This window comes from Streptomyces botrytidirepellens, assembly GCF_003721215.1.
Classification (GTDB): domain Bacteria; phylum Actinomycetota; class Actinomycetes; order Streptomycetales; family Streptomycetaceae; genus Streptomyces; species Streptomyces himastatinicus.
On record NZ_RIBZ01000055.1, the window covers coordinates 1 to 15,514 of the forward strand.

At 72.7% G+C, this 15,514-nt stretch carries 3 protein-coding genes; all 3 read right to left on the bottom strand.

Annotated features, from left to right (window positions below):
- A partial coding sequence (locus EEJ42_RS04060) for a type I polyketide synthase (protein ID WP_123098636.1) occupies window positions 1-7,764 on the bottom strand: 7,764 nt, incomplete at its 3' end.
- A complete protein-coding gene (locus EEJ42_RS54475) occupies window positions 7,674-9,476 on the bottom strand; it encodes a type I polyketide synthase (protein WP_123098634.1) in 1,803 nt (600 codons plus the stop codon). The genes EEJ42_RS04060 and EEJ42_RS54475, both read right to left, overlap by 91 nt.
- A 58-nt stretch (window positions 9,477-9,534) precedes the next feature.
- On the bottom strand, window positions 9,535-15,514 hold a 5,980-nt coding region (locus tag EEJ42_RS04070), incomplete at its 5' end, for a type I polyketide synthase (protein WP_148081843.1).

Sequence of the window (15,514 nt, forward strand, 5' to 3'; positions counted from 1 at the left end):
CAGCAGCAGATCCCGCACACCACGCTCGGCCACCAGATGCCGCGCCACCACCGCACCCAAACCACCCGTACCACCCGTGATCAGCACGCTGCCCGGCCCATCCCACACCCGCACCGCAGCATCGGACACACCCACCCGAGCCAACCGCGGCACCACCAACTGCCCCTCTCGAACCGCAACCTCGGGTTCCGCCACACTCAGCGCCTCCGCCAGCAACGCCCCCGAGCAACCCCCGCTCCCGAGATCCAGCAGACCAATCCGACCCGGATGCTCCGACTGCGCCGACCGCAGCAAGCCCCGCGCGGCCGCGATGGCTGGGTCGTCAACCGCACCTCGGACCACCACCACGAGCCGAGAATCGAGGAACCGCTCCCCCTCCAACCAGCGCTGTGTCAGATCCAGGGCCCGTGACACGGTGTCGTGGACCGCATCCACCATGCTCTCCGACCGGTCACCGGAGACAAGCGCCAGCACCACCTCCGGTACCGCGTCCTCAGCCAGCGCGGCCAGATCCGGATACGTGCCTACGGTGGTTCCGTGGCCCGCCAGGTCATCGGCCAGACCACCATCGGGGCCGACCACGGCCACCGGACCGGAAACCGCACGACTCGGCGCGGCCGGGGTCCACTCGACCTGGAACAGCGAGTCCCGCTCGGGCACGGCCACCGCGTCCAGTTGCCCGGGCGTGATCGAACGCACCAGCAGGCTGCCCACCGTGGCGACCGGCTGTCCGGCCATGTCGGCGATCGCGATGGCGATCTTGTCCGGCTCGGGGTGGGAGAGCCGGACCCGTACCGCCGTCGCCCCTGCGGCGTGCAGAGAGACCCCCTCCCATACGAACGGGAGCACGTCGTCTTCGATGGTCAAGGCCGTCGCGTGCAGCACCGCGTCCAGCAGGGCCGGGTGAAGCCCAAAGCCATGTGCCTCGACACCTTCGTTCAGGCCCGCCTCGCCCAGGCCCACCTCGGCGAACACGTCGTCGCCGTGCCTCCAGGCCGCCCGCAGGCCCTGGAACACCGGGCCGTAGTCGAAGCCCGAATCTGCCCTGGCCGCGTAGAAATCGTCGAGATCGATCGGCTCTGCGTCCGCCGGAGGCCACACGGCGCCCTCACGTCCGGGCGCCTCAGCACCTGCGGCCTCGTACTCGGCGGAGAGCGTGCCCGCAGCATGCTGCGTCCATGACGCGGATGCACTTCCCGCCGCGCCTTCAGGCCGGGCGTGGACGGTGACGGCGCGCCGGTCGTCGGCATCGGCGGCGCCCACGCGGACCTGGATCTGCACTGCGCCCTGTTCCGGCAGCACGAGCGGCGTGGCGAGGGTGAGTGCCTCGATCCGTGCGCAGCCGAACTCATCACCGGCCCGGATGGCCAACTCCACGAAAGCGGCTCCCGGCACCAGAATCCGGCCCATCACCGTATGGTCGGCCAGCCACGGGTGCGAGGCCAACGACAGGCGACCGGAGAACACCACGCCATCCGAGTCCGCCAGAGGAACGGACGCACCCAGCAACGGGTGCTGGGCCGAGGTCAGCCCCAGGCCCGTGGCGTCCCGGATCGCCGTCGGCGCCGAAGGCCAGTACCGCCGGTGCTGGAATGCGTAAGTGGGCAGCTCGACCCGGCGCGCGCCCGTGCCCGCGAAGTACGCCCGCCAGTCGACGGGCACACCCCTCACGTACATCTGCGCCAATGCGCTGACAGCCGCGGTCTCCTCCGGCCAGTCCTTGCGCAGCGCCGGGACGGCGACGGTGCCATTCGGCGCCGAGTTCCCGACCAGCGCCGAGAGCACCCCGTCCGGGCCCAGTTCCAGGAAGGTCCGTACCCCCTCGTCGGACAGAGTCCGGACCCCGTCGGCGAACCGTACGGTCTCACGAACGTGGCGTACCCAGTACTCCGGTGAGCACAGCTGAGAAGTGTCTGCCGGTCGGCCGGTCAGGTTCGACACCACCGGCATCGTGGGCTCGTGGAAGGTGAGTTCCCCGACAACCGTACGGAACTCGTCCAGCATCGGATCCATCAGCGGCGAATGAAACGCGTGCGAGACCCGCAAACGGCTCGTCCTACGATCCTCGAAACGCCCGGCAACCTCCAGCACCGCCGATTCCTCACCGGACAACACCACCGACGACGGCCCGTTCACCGCCGCGACCGACACCCGATCGGACAGCAACGGCGCGACCTCACCCTCCGTCGCCTCGACCGCCACCATCGCCCCACCGGGCGGCAGCGCCTGCATCAACCGACCCCGCGCCGACACCAGCCGACACGCGTCCTCCAACGACAGCACACCCGCCACATGCGCCGCCGCCACCTCACCGATCGAATGCCCCGCCACAAAGTCCGGCCGCACCCCAAACGACTCGACCAACCGGAACAATGCCACCTCGACCGCGAACAAGGCGGGCTGGGCCCACCCGGTACTGTTCAAGGCCTCCGGATCGGCACCCCACATCACTCCCCGCACCAAATCACCAAGGTGCGCCAATACCTCATCCAACGCCTCCGCGAACACCGGGAACCGGCCATACAACTCCCGGCCCATACCCAGCCGCTGCGCACCCTGCCCCGAGAACACCACAGCCAACGGCCCGTCCCCGACAACACCACGCGCAACCTCGTACACACCATCCACGACCGCGCCCGCAGCCGCCAGGAGCACCGCCCGGTGCTCGAACGCGGACCGGCCCGCCGCCAGCGAGAACCCGACATCCAACGGACCACTGCCGTCCGTAGCGGAGGTGAGCCGCTCCACCTGGGCATCCAAAGCGACGGCCGTCCGCCCCGACACCACCCACGGCACCACACCAGGCACCACCGACGGCTCCTCGACCCGCTGCTCCGGCGACGACGCCTGCTCCACAATCACGTGCGCGTTGGTGCCACTGACGCCGAACGACGAGACGCCCGCCCGGCGCGGATGTTCCGAATCCGGCCAGGCGGTGGTGTTCCGCACCAGCTCGACATCCCCGGCCGTCCAGTCGACGTGCGACGACGGAGCATCCACGTGCAGGGTGCGCGGCAGTACCCCATGCCGCATCGCCATGACCGTCTTGATCACACCCGCGACACCTGCCGCAGCCTGCGTATGACCAATATTCGACTTCACCGACCCCAACAACAACGGACGGTCCCGGTCCTGCCCATAGGTGGCCAGCAACGCCTGCGCCTCGATCGGGTCGCCGAGCGTCGTCCCCGTCCCGTGCGCCTCCACCACATCCACATCCACCGCGGACAGACCGCCACTGGCCAGCGCCTGCCGGATCACCCGCTGCTGGGACGGACCATTCGGCGCAGTCAACCCATTCGACGCACCATCCTGATTCACCGCGCTGCCCCGCACCACGGCGAGTACCGGGTGCCCGTTCCGCTCAGCATCGGACAACCGCTCCAGCACCAGCATGCCGACGCCCTCACCCCAGCCCACACCATCAGCCGAGTCCGAGAAGGACTTGCAACGCCCGTCCGGCGCCAATCCGCCCTGCCGCGAGAACTCCACGAACGTCGTCGGCGTGGACATCACCGTCACACCACCGGCCAACGCCAGCGAACACTCACCCGCACGCAACGCCTGCGCCGCCAGATGCATAGCCACCAACGACGACGAACACGCCGTATCAACCGTCACCGTCGGACCCTCAAGCCCGAGCGTGTACGACACCCGGCCGGACGCCACGCTCGGGGCACTGCCGTTGCCCCGGAACGCCTCGAACTCGTCGCCGGTGAGCAAGGTCCGGTAGTCGTTGTACATGACCCCGGCGAACACGCCGGTCCGGCTGCCGCGCAGCGACACCGGATCGATGCCCGTGCGCTCGATCGCCTCCCACACCGTCTCCAGCAGCAGCCGCTGCTGCGCGTCGGTCGCCAGGGCCTCGCGCGGGCTCATTCCGAAGAAGTCGGAGTCGAACTGCGCAGCCTCGTGCAGGAAGCCACCGGCACGGGTCGACGAGGTCCCGGGGCGCTCGGGGTCCGGGTGGTAGAGCCCGTCCGTATCCCAGCCTCGGTCCGTCGGGAATTCCGACACCGCGTCCACGCCTCCGGCCACCAGATCCCACAGCTGGTCGGGGGACGAGACCCCGCCCGGGTAGCGGCACGCCATGCCCACGATCACCACCGGATCGTCGGCGACCGGCACCGGCGCGCTCACCGGGCCCTCTGCCACCGCCTCCGCGGGCCCGGCGGAGAGCTCCTGGCTCAGGTGGTCGGCAAGTGCCTTCGGCGTCGGGTAGTCGAACACCAGGGTTGCCGGGAGCCGCAGTTCGGTCGCCGCACTCAGCCCGTTGCGCAACTCGACGGCCGTGAGCGAGTCGAAGCCCAGGTCGCGGAAGGCCCGCACGGGATCGACCGTTGCCGGGCTTTCGTGGCCGAGGACCAGCGCGACCTGGCCGCGGACCAGCTCCAGCAGCGCCGCGTCACGGTCCGGACGGCTCAGTCCGGCGAGCCGGTCGGTCAGGCCGCCACCACCACCGCCACCGTCACCCACATTGACGGTCGGGCTGGTGGCACGGCGGATCGGGGTGCGTACCAGGCCCCGCAGCACCGGTGGGACCTCTCCGCGCGCACGCAGGGTGGGCAGGTCCAGCCTGATCGGGAGCACCGCGGACCGGCCGGTGGCCAACGCGGCGTCGAACAGGGCCACGCCTTGTCGGGCGGTCAGGGGCGGGAAACCCGAGCGGCTCAGGCGGGCTCTGTCGATCTCGGTCAGACCGCTGGTCATCCCGCTGCCGTCGGACTGGGCCCACGGGCCCCACGCCAGCGATACCCCGGGTAGCCCGAGGCTCCGGCGGTGCTCGGCCAGGGCGTCGAGGAAGGCGTTCGCGGCGGCGTAGTTGGCCTGCCCCGGCCCGCCCAGGGTACCGGCGGCGGAGGAGAACATCACGAACGCCGACAGGTCCAGGCCCAGGTCACGCGTCAGTTCGTGCAGATGCCAGGCCGCGTCGACCTTCGGCCGCAGCACGGCGCCGACGCGTTCCTCGGTGAGGGCGCCGACCACGCCGTCGTCGAGCACCCCGGCGGTGTGCACCACGGCGGATACGTCGTGCCGGGTCAGCAGCTCCGCGAGGGCGGGGCGGTCGGCGACGTCGCAGGCCACGGTATGTACCCGCGCGCCGAGCCCGGTCAGTTCGGAGGCGAGGGCTGCGGCGCCGGGGGCCTCGGCTCCACGTCGCGACGCGAGCAGCAGGTCCCGTACACCGTGTTCGGTCACGAGGTGACGGGCCAGCACCGCGCCCAAGCCGCCGGTGCCACCGGTGATCAGGACCGTACCGGTTTCGTCCCAGCCGGCGGCCTCGGTTCCGTGTGGCACGCGGGACAGCCGGGGGGCGAGGATCTGCCCGTCGCGGATGAGGATTTCCGGTTCCGGCACGGTCAGCGCCCACGACAGCAGTGCCCCCGGTACCGCGTCGTCGCCCGGGGTCTGATCCAGGTGGAGCAGGATGACGCGGTCGGGGTGTTCGGACTGCGCGGACCGCAGCAGGCCCCACGCCGCTGCCGTGGCGAGGTCACCGGGGGTCCGGGACACCAGGACCAGCCGGGAACCGGCGAACCGCTCGTCCGCCAGCCAGTGCTGTACGAGCCTCAGCGCCCGCGCGACCGTGGCGTGGACGGCGTCTATCGTGTTCTGTCCGGGTACGGGCGCGAGCTCCGCCAGCACCACGTCCGGGACCGGGTGCTCCACGAGCGCGTCCAGGTCCGCGTGTACCTCGACGCCCGCGTCGCCTCGCCGCAGAGCGTCGGCCAGGCCGTGACCGGCGGGATTCGGCTGCTGGCCGGGGCCCAGGTGGCCATCCGGCCGGATGACGGCGACGGAGCCCGCCCGGACCGCGCCGGACCCTGCCGGTACGGGCGCCCAGTCGAGGCCGAACAGCGAATCCGCGTCCACGGCCGTCGGGCCGTCGTCCCGCCGACCGTCCGGTACCGGGCGAGTGACGAAGGAGTCAACGGACGCGATCAGATCACCGGCCGTGTCGGCGATGGCGATCGATACGGCGTCGTGCTCGATCCGCGACAGCCGGGCCCGCACCGTCGTAGCCCCGGACGCGTACAGCGATACCCCTTGCCAGGAGAACGGGAGGCCGCCCTCGCTGATCGCGCCGAGGTCGGCGAAGGACGAGGCGTGCTGCGCGGTGTCGAGAAGGGCCGGGTGGAGGCAGAACGCACCGGCATCCGCCGGGCCGTCCGTCTCGGCCTCCCGGGGGAGGGCGACCTCGGTGAACAGCTCGGTGCCCCGGCGCCAGGCCGCCCGCAGGCCCTGGAACGCCGGGCCGTAGGTGAAGCCCAGGTCGGCGAGGTGTGCGTAGCAGTCGCCGAGCTCGATCGGCTCGGCGCCCGCAGGCGGCCACACCGTGGCGTCGAATGCCGTTCCCGCCTCGTTCGTGCTGTCGCTCCGGCCGAGCAGGCCCGAGGCGTGCTCGGTCCACGGAGTGGCATCCGCCGCCGCTTCGGTCCGTGCGTGCACCGTGATGGCACGGCGGCCGTCGCCGCGCTCGGCGCCCACGCGCACCTGGATCCGTACGGCACCCTGTTCGGGCAGCACCAGTGGCGCGGCCAGCGTGAGTTCATCGATCCGGTCGCAGCCGAACTCGTCGCCCGCGCGGATCGCCAACTCAAGGAAGGCCGTGCCCGGCACCAGAATGCGGCCGCGCACCACATGGTCGGCGAGCCAGGGGTGGGACTGCACGGACAGGCGGCCGGTGAACACGGCGCCCGCGCCGTCGGCGAGCTCCACCGCCGCGCCCAGCAGCGGATGGTCCGCGGCACCCAGCCCGAGTCCGGTGGCGTCCCGGACGCGCGCGGTGCCCGAGGGCCAGTACCGTCGGCGCTGGAACACCGTGGTCGGCAGGTCCACGTGGCGCGCGCCCGTGCCCGCGAACAGTACGGGCCAGTCGACCGCCGTGGCCGTCACATGCAGCCGCGCCAGACCGGTGACGAGGGCGAGTTCCTCTCCACGGTCCTTGCGCAGCGTCGGGATGGCGACGGTGTCGTCCGGCGCCGAGTCCCGGACCAGCGCCGAGAGCACCCCGTCCGGGCCCAGTTCCAGGAAGGTCCGTACCCCCTCGTCGGACAGGGCCCGGACCCCGTCGGCGAACCGTACGGTCTCACGGACGTGGCGTACCCAGTACTCCGGTGAGCACAACTCCCCAGCCGCAGCCACCGCACCGGTCAGGTTCGACACCACCGGCATCGTGGGCTCGTGGAAGGTGAGTTCCCCGACCACCGTACGGAACTCGTCCAGCATCGGATCCATCAGCGGCGAATGAAACGCGTGCGAGACCCGCAAACGGCTCGTCCTACGGTCCTCGAAACGCCCGGCGATCTCCAGCACCGCCGAGTCCTCACCGGACAACACCACCGACAACGGCCCGTTCACCGCCGCGACCGACACCCGATCGGACAGCAACGGCACGACCTCGTCCTCGGTCGCCTGCACCGCCACCATCGCCCCACCGGCCGGCAGCGCCTGCATAAGCCGAGCCCGCGCCGACACCAGCCGACACGCGTCCTCCAACGACAGCACACCCGCCACGTGGGCGGCCGCGACCTCACCGATCGAATGGCCACCCACGAAGTCCGGCCGCACACCAAAGGACTCCACCAGCCGGAACAACGCCACCTCGACCGCGAACAGCGCGGGCTGAGCCGATCCGGTGCTGTTCAGGGCCTCCGCATCATCACCCCACATCACCCCCCGCACCGAATCGTCCAGGTGCGCGAGTACGGCGTCCAGCGCCTCCGCGAACACCGGGAACCGGCCATACAACTCCCGGCCCATACCCAGCCGCTGCGCACCCTGCCCCGAGAACACCACAGCCAACGGCCCGTCCCCGACAACACTCCGCGCAGCCTCGACCACACCCGCCTCAGAGGCCAGGAGCACCGCCCGGTGCTCGAACGCGGACCGGCCCGTCGCCAGCGAGAACCCGACATCCAACGGACCGCTGCCGTCCGTAGCGGAGGTGAGCCGCTCCACCTGGGCATCCAAAGCGACGGCCGTCCGCCCCGACACCACCCACGGCACCACGCCAGGCACCACCGACGGCTCCTCGACCCGCTGCTCCGGCGGCGACGCCTGCNGCCAGGCACCACCGACGGCTCCTCGACCCGCTGCTCCGGCGGCGACGCCTGCTCCACGATCACGTGCGCGTTGGTGCCACTGATCCCGAACGACGACACTCCGGCCCGCCGGGGACGTCCCGTCTCGGGCCACGCGGTGTGCTCCGCCAGCAACTGGACCGCACCGGCCGTCCAGTCCACGTTGGAGGAGGGCAGCTCGGAGTGCAGGCTGCGCGGCAGCTCCCCGTGCCGCAGCGCCATCACCGTCTTGATCAGGCCCGCTACCCCGGCGGCGCCCTGGGTGTGGCCGATGTTGGACTTCACCGACCCCAGCAGCAACGGGTGTTCGCGCTCCTGCCCGTACGTGGCCAGCAGGGCCTGCGCCTCGATGGGGTCGCCGAGGGTGGTGCCGGTGCCGTGCGCCTCCACCGCGTCCACCTGATCCGCGGTGAGGTCGGCGCTGTCCAGGGCGGCCCGGATCACTCGCTGTTGCGCGGGGCCGTTCGGGGCGCTCAGGCCGTTGGAGGCGCCGTCCTGGTTGATCGCGGTGCCGCGCACCACGGCGAGCACGGGGTGTCCGTTGCGCCGGGCGTCCGACAGCCGCTCCAGGACCAGCACCCCGGCGCCCTCGCTCCAGCCGACTCCGTCGGCCGCGTCGGAGAAGGGCTTGCAGCGCCCGTCGGAGGCCAGCCCGCCCTGCGCGGTGAACGAGACGAAGATGCCGGGCGTGGACATCACGGTCGCACCACCGGCCAGCGCCAGAGTGCACTCGCCCGACCGCAGTGACTGCACCGCCCAGTGCAGCGCGACCATCGAGGACGAGCAGCCCGTGTCGACGGTGACGGCAGGGCCTTCGAGACCGAGTACGTACGACAGCCGCCCGGAGATGACGCCCGCCGCATGGCCGGTGGTGGAGTAGATCTCCATGTCCTCGCGGGCCGCAGCGACCACCTTGCCGTAGTCCTGCCCGGTGGTTCCGGCGAACACTCCGGTCCGGCTGCCGCGCAGCCGCGTCGGCGCGATCCCGGCCCGTTCCAGCGCCTCCCAGGCGGTCTCCAGGAGCAGCCGCTGCTGCGGGTCCATCGCGACCGCCTCCCGCGGCGAGATGCCGAAGAAGTCGGGATCGAACTCCGTCGCGTGGTCGAGGAAGCCGCCTTGGCGGGCGAGGCTGCGGCCGCGCCCGTCGCCGCCGAGCCTGGCCAGGTCCCAGCCCCGGTCCGCCGGGAAGTCCGACATCACGTCCCGGCCCTCGACGACCAGTTGCCACAGGTCTTCGGGCGAGGCCACGCCGCCGGGAAACCGGCAGCCGATGCCGACGATGGCGATCGGCTCGACCGCCGACGCGGTCAGCTGCTGGTTCTGCCGACGCAGCCGCTCGTTCTCCTTGAGGGAGGACCGGAGCGCTTCGATGTACTGGTTGGGGGTGTTCATGCACGTTCTCTCAGGTCGGGCGTGAGTCCGGCTGTAGCGCCGGGCGCCATGCCGTGCGTCATTCCGTGGTGGTCTCGGCCGCCAGCCGCAGCAGGCTCTCGCCGTCGAGGTCGTCGAGGTCGTCAAGGTCGTCGAGGTCGTTTTCGGGGCCGGTCCGCGCGGGGGCCGCACGAGTGGTGTCGTCACCGCCGCTGTCCGCGAGTCCCAGTACCAGGTCCAGCAGTCCGGCCTTGCGCAGCCTGCTCGGCGGAATGGAAGCCAGGACCCGGCGGATCTCGGCCTCGGGGTCCTCGGCGGGCTCCCGTGTGCCGGGGAACAGCTCGGCCCCGATGTGCCCGGCGAGGGCGGTGGGGTTCGGGTGGTCGAAGACCAGCGCGGCCGGCAGGGGCAGCCCGGTCACCGCCTTGAGCCGGTTCCGTAGTTCCACCGCGCTCACCGAATCGAAGCCGAGGTCACGGAAGGCCCGGTCGGCCGGGACGGCGTCCGTTCCGGAGTGGCCGAGGGCCGCGGCCACCTCGGCCCGTACCGCGTCGAGCAGGACGCGGCGCCGTTCCGCGTCAGGCAGTTCGGCGAGGCGGTTCGGCAACGACGGCGTACCGTCCGCGGTTTTGTCCCCGGCGTCCCCGGCCTCCCCCGTGTCGTCGGCGGGCACCTGCTCGCGGGCTTCCGGCAGGCCGGACAGCAGCGGGCTGGGACGGGACACGGTGAAGCTGGGGGCGAACGCGGCCCAATCCATCGCCGACACCGTCATGGTGGTCCGGTCGTCGTCAAGGACCCGCTGGAGCGCGGCGATGGCCTTGGGCGGCTCCATCGGCAGAACGCCGCGCTTCGCCAGCCGTTCCACCAGGTGGGGGTCGGTGGCCATACCCGCCTCGCCCCAGGCGCCCCAGGCGATCGACGTGGCGGTCAGGCCCCGGGCACGGCGGTGTTCGGCCAGCGCGTCGAGGTAGGCGTTGCCCGCCGCGTAGCCGGGCTGTCCGCCGCTGCCCCAGGCCGAGGCGCCCGAGGAGAACAGCACGAACGCGTCCAGCCGGGCATCCGTGGTCAGTTCGTGCAGGTTGAGCGCGGCGGTCAGCTTGGGCCGCATCAGCGCGTCCAGCCGGTCGGGGGTCAGCGACGCCGCTTCGCTGTCGCCGTCCGTCACCCCGGCGGCGTGGATCACCGCGGACAGCGGAAATTGGGGGAACTCGGCGGGAATGGCCGACAGCACGGCGGAGAGCTCGTCGCGGTCGGCCGCGTCGCAGGCCACGACCGTCACCCGCGCGCCCAGGCCCTCCAGTTCGGCGCGCAGTGCGGTGGCGCCCGGCGCGTCCGGGCCACGACGGCCGGCGAGCACGACGTGCCCGGCGCCGCGCTCGATGGCCCACCGGGCGAGATACGGGCCCAGACCGCCGGTGCCGCCGGTGATGAGCACGGTCCCGCGGGTACGCCACCGCCGCTCGGGCCGCGCGGAGGCCGGCTCGGCGTGGAACAGCCGACGGCCGAACGCGCCCGATGCGCGGACCGCGACCTGGTCCTCGCCGTCCAGGCCCGCCAGTACTCCGGCCAAGCGAGCGGCGGCGCGCTGGTCCAGCGTCTCCGGGAGGTCCACCAGGCCGCCCCACAGACCCGGTTGTTCGAGCGCGACGACCCTGCCGAAGCCCCACAGCGCACCCTGCGCCGGGTGGCTGACCCGGTCGTCCCGCGCGGCCGAGACGGCGCCGCGCGTGACGCACCACAGCGGCGCGCGCAGCCGCGCGTCGCCCAGCGCCTGGACCAGGGCGAGGGTCGCGGACAGTCCGCTCGGGACGGAGGTGAACCCGGAGTGCGGCCGCTCGGCGAGGCCCAGCAGCGAGAGGACTCCGGTGAACTCCGTGGCGGGGTGAGGAGAGTTCTCACCGGCATGGGCCAGTCGGGCCGCCAACTGCTCGCGGTCGATGTCCTCGGTGGACTCCACATTGATCCGCACCACGTCCGGGCCCAGGGCGTCGAGCACCGCTTCGGCCCATGGGTCGCCCTCGCATTCGGCCGGGACCACCGCGAGCCACCTGCCGGTGAGCGGGGTGGTCGCGGGTTCCCGCAGCCGGGTCCAGTCGGCCCGGTAGCACCAGGCACCCGCGGCCGACCGCCGCCGGTACTGCTCGCGCCACGCGGACAGTCCGGGCAGCACGGCGGAGAGGGATTCCCGACCGCCGTCGGCGTCGACGCCCAATTCCGCGGAGAGCGCGTCGAGGTCGCCGTTCTCCACGAGTGTCCAGAAGGCGGCGTCCTCACCGTCGGTGGCGCCGGTGCCACCGACGGCCTGCACGCGCTCCGCTGTGGGCTCCGGCCAGTAACGCCGGCGCTGGAACGGGTAGGTGGGCAGGTCGACGGGGCGGCCGCCGCAACCGTCCGGAAGCACCGTACGCCAGTCGACCGGGAGCCCGCGCACCCAGCCCTCGGCGATCGAGGTCACGAAGCGCCGGGCGCCGCCGTCGTTCCGGCGGATCGAGCCGAGGACCACCGCCCCGTCGGCACCCGCCGTCTCGCAGGTCTCCTCGATCGCGCCGGCCAGCAGCGGATGGGGGTTCGTCTCGACGAAGATCCGGTGGCCGTCGGCCAGCAGCGACCGGGTCGCCTGCTCCATGCGCACCATCTGCCGCAGGTTCGCGTACCAGTAGTCGGCGTCCAGCGTGGCCGTGTCCAGCCGCTCACCGGTCACCGTGGAGTAGAACGGCACCCGCGAGGACACCGGGCGCAGCGACGCCAGGACGGTCAGCAGCTCGTCCCGTACGGCTTCGGCCTGCGGTCCGTGGCCCGCGATGTCGGATCGCACCTTGCGGGTGCGCAGGCCCTGGGTCTCGCACTCCCGCATCAGTTCGTCCAGCGCCGCCGGGTCTCCGGAGACCACCACGGTCGAGGGCCCGTTCAGCACCGCCAGGGACAGCCTCCCCGGCCAGGCTTCCAGCAGCGGGCCCACCCGCTCGGCGGGGGCGGCCACCGACATCAGGCCGCCGTGCCCGGCGAGCTTCAGCATCGTCCTGCTGCGCAGCGCGATGAGCGTGGCGGCGTCCTCGAGCGACAGGGCGCCGGCGATATGAGCCGCGGCGACCTCGCCCTGTGAATGCCCTACGACGGCGCCGGGTTCGACGCCGTGGGAGCGCCACAGTTCGGCCAGCGCCACCATCATCGCGAACAGCGCGGGCTGTACGACATCGGCCCGTTCCAGCGCTTCGGGATCCCCGGTACCGGCCAGCAGGTCGGTCAGCGACCAGTCGATGTGGGGGGCGAGTGCGTCGGCGCAGGCGGTCACCGTGTTCCGGAAGACGCGGGAGGCCGCGAAGAGGTCCCGGCCCATGCCCCACCATTGCGAGCCCTGGCCCGGGAAGACGAACACCGGGCCGGTCTCGTTCTCCAGCGCGGTCCCGCGCACCAGGCCGGAAGCGCTGCCCTGGGCCGCCAGTGTGTCGAGGGAGCGCAAGCGTTCGTCGCGGTTGCTCCCGAGCACGACCGCACGGTGGTCGAAGGCGGAGCGGGTGGTGGCCAGGGACCATCCGACCTCGGCGGGCGGGGATGTCGGGTCTTCCAGCGCGAACGCCCGCAACCGTGCGGCCTGTGCGCCGAGCGCCGTCGCGGACCGCGCCGAGAGCACCCACGGTACGGGGCCGTCGGTCTCGGGGGCGGGATGTTCACGGGTGTCGGGTGCCTCCTCCAGGACGGCGTGTGCGTTCGTTCCGCTGATGCCGAACGCCGAGACCCCGGCGCGGCGCGGCCGGTCCGCCCGGGGCCACTGCCGCTGCTCGGTGAGGAGTTCCACGGCGCCGGAGGACCAGTCCACCCGCGAGGACGGGGTGTCGGCGTGCAGGGTGCGGGGGAGCGTGTCGTGTCGCAGGGCCAGCACCGTCTTGATGACGCCCGCGACCCCGGCCGCGGCCTGGGTATGGCCGATGTTGGACTTGAGCGAGCCCAGCCACAGCGGCCGGTCCGCCGACCGCTGTCGGCCGTAGGTGGCCAGCAGCGCTCCCGCCTCGATCGGGTCGCCCAGCCGGGTGCCGGTGCCGTGTGCCTCCACGGCGTCGATGTCCGCGCCGGACAGGCCCGCGTCGGCGAGCGCCTGGCGGATGACGCGCTGCTGGGAGGGGCCGTTGGGCGCGGTCAAGCCGTTCGACGCGCCGTCCTGGTTGACCGCGCTCCCCCGTACCACCGCGAGGATCCGGTGCCCGTTGCGCTGCGCGTCCGACAGGCGCTCGACCACCACCACGCCGACGCCTTCGGAGTATCCGGTGCCGTCCGCGTCGTCGGAGAACGCCTTGGCCCGGCCGTCACGGGCGATCGCGCCCAGCCGGGAGATCCGGGCGAAGCTGGCCGAGTCGGTCATCACGGTCGCTCCGCCGACCAGGGCCAGCGAGCACTCGCCCGCGCGCAGCGCCCGCGTCGCCAGGTGCAGGGCGACCAGGGAGGAGGAGCATGCGGTGTCCACGGTGACGGCGGGGCCCTCGAACCCGAAGGTGTAGGACAGCCGGCCGGAGAGCACGCTCGCCGCGAGTCCGGTGGCGGCGTGGGCCGCCATGTCCTCGCGGGATCCGGTCACCACGTGCGCGTAGTCCTGCCCGTTGCTGCCCATGAAGACCCCGGTGGGGCTGCCGCGCAGGGCCCGCGGGTCGAGTCCTGAGCGTTCGACGGCCTCCCAGGACACTTCGAGCAGCAGCCGCTGCTGCGGATCCATGGTCACCGCCTCGCGTGGCGAGATACCGAAGAACGGGGCGTCGAACTCGGCCGCGTCGTAGAGGAACCCGCCCTCGAAGCGGGCGCCGCTCCACGGCCCGTCGCCGTCGAAGGCGCCGAGGTCCCAGCCGCGGTCGGCGGGGAAGTCCGAGATGGCGTCCCGGCCCTCGGCCAGCAGCTCCCACAGCTGCTCGGGGGTGTTCACGCCGCCGGGCAGTCGACAGGCCATGCCCACGATCGCCAGCGGTTCGTCGGCGGCCCCGGCCGGTGTCGCGGGCGGGGCCGGTACGTCCGGGGCGGACCGTTCACCGCCCAGTCCGGCCACCAGGTGTTCGGCCAGCAGCCGGGGGGTCGGGTAGTCGAAGACGACGCCGGTGGGCAGCGCCAGTCCTGTCTCGGCCGCGAGTTGGTTGCGCAGCTCCACCGCGGTCAGGGAAGTGAATCCGGAGTCCCGGAAGGCTTTGTCCGCGTGCACCAGGTGCGTCGCGTTCGCGGACGGGTGCCCGAGCACGGCGGCCGCGCGCTCCCGTACCGTCTCCAGCGCCCGCGCGGCCCGCTCGGTTTCCGGGAGGTCGCGCAGCCGCGGCGCCGGTGCGCTGCCCTCGCGGGGCGCGCGCCGTGCGTACGGCAGCTCTTCCAGCAGTGGGGTCCGGCGCAGGCCGGAGGGCGGGGCCTGCGACGCGAGGTGCGATAGGTCGGCGACCACCAGCGTCGGATGCGGTTCGGTGACCGCCTCGGACAGCGCCGAGACCGCGAGCCGCGGATCCAGCCGTGCGAGCGCGACGCCGGATGCTTCGGAACCCGGTCGGGCGGCCATGCCGGTGCCGCCCCAGCCTCCCCAGGCGATCGAGGTCGCGGGCAGGCCCCGCGCGTGCCGACGCTGCGCCAGCGCGTCCAGTGAGGCGTTGGCGGCCGCGTAGTTGGCTTGTCCGGGATTGCCCACGGCCGACGACACGGAGGAGAACAGGACGAACGCCGACAGGTCCGCGTTCCGCGTGAGCTCGTCGAGCAGGAGGGCCGACGCGACCTTGGCGCGGAACACCGCGGCGAAGCGGTCCGGGGTCAGCCGGTCGAGTACGCCGTCGTCCAGCACACCCGCCGTGTGCACCACCCCGGTCAGCGGCCGGTCGGCCGGGATGTCCGCCAGTACGGCCTCCAGCCCCGCCCGGTCCGCGGCGTCGCAGGCGGCGATGGTGACGTCCGCGCCCAGCTCGGTCAGCTCCCGGCGCAGGTCCGCCGCGCCCGAGGCGGCGGGGCCGCTCCGGCTGACGAGCAGCAGGTGCGGTCCGTCGCTCCCGGCCGGTCCGCGGGTGGCCGGCCCGCGTCGGGCGAGCGCGCGCGCCACGTGCGCGCCG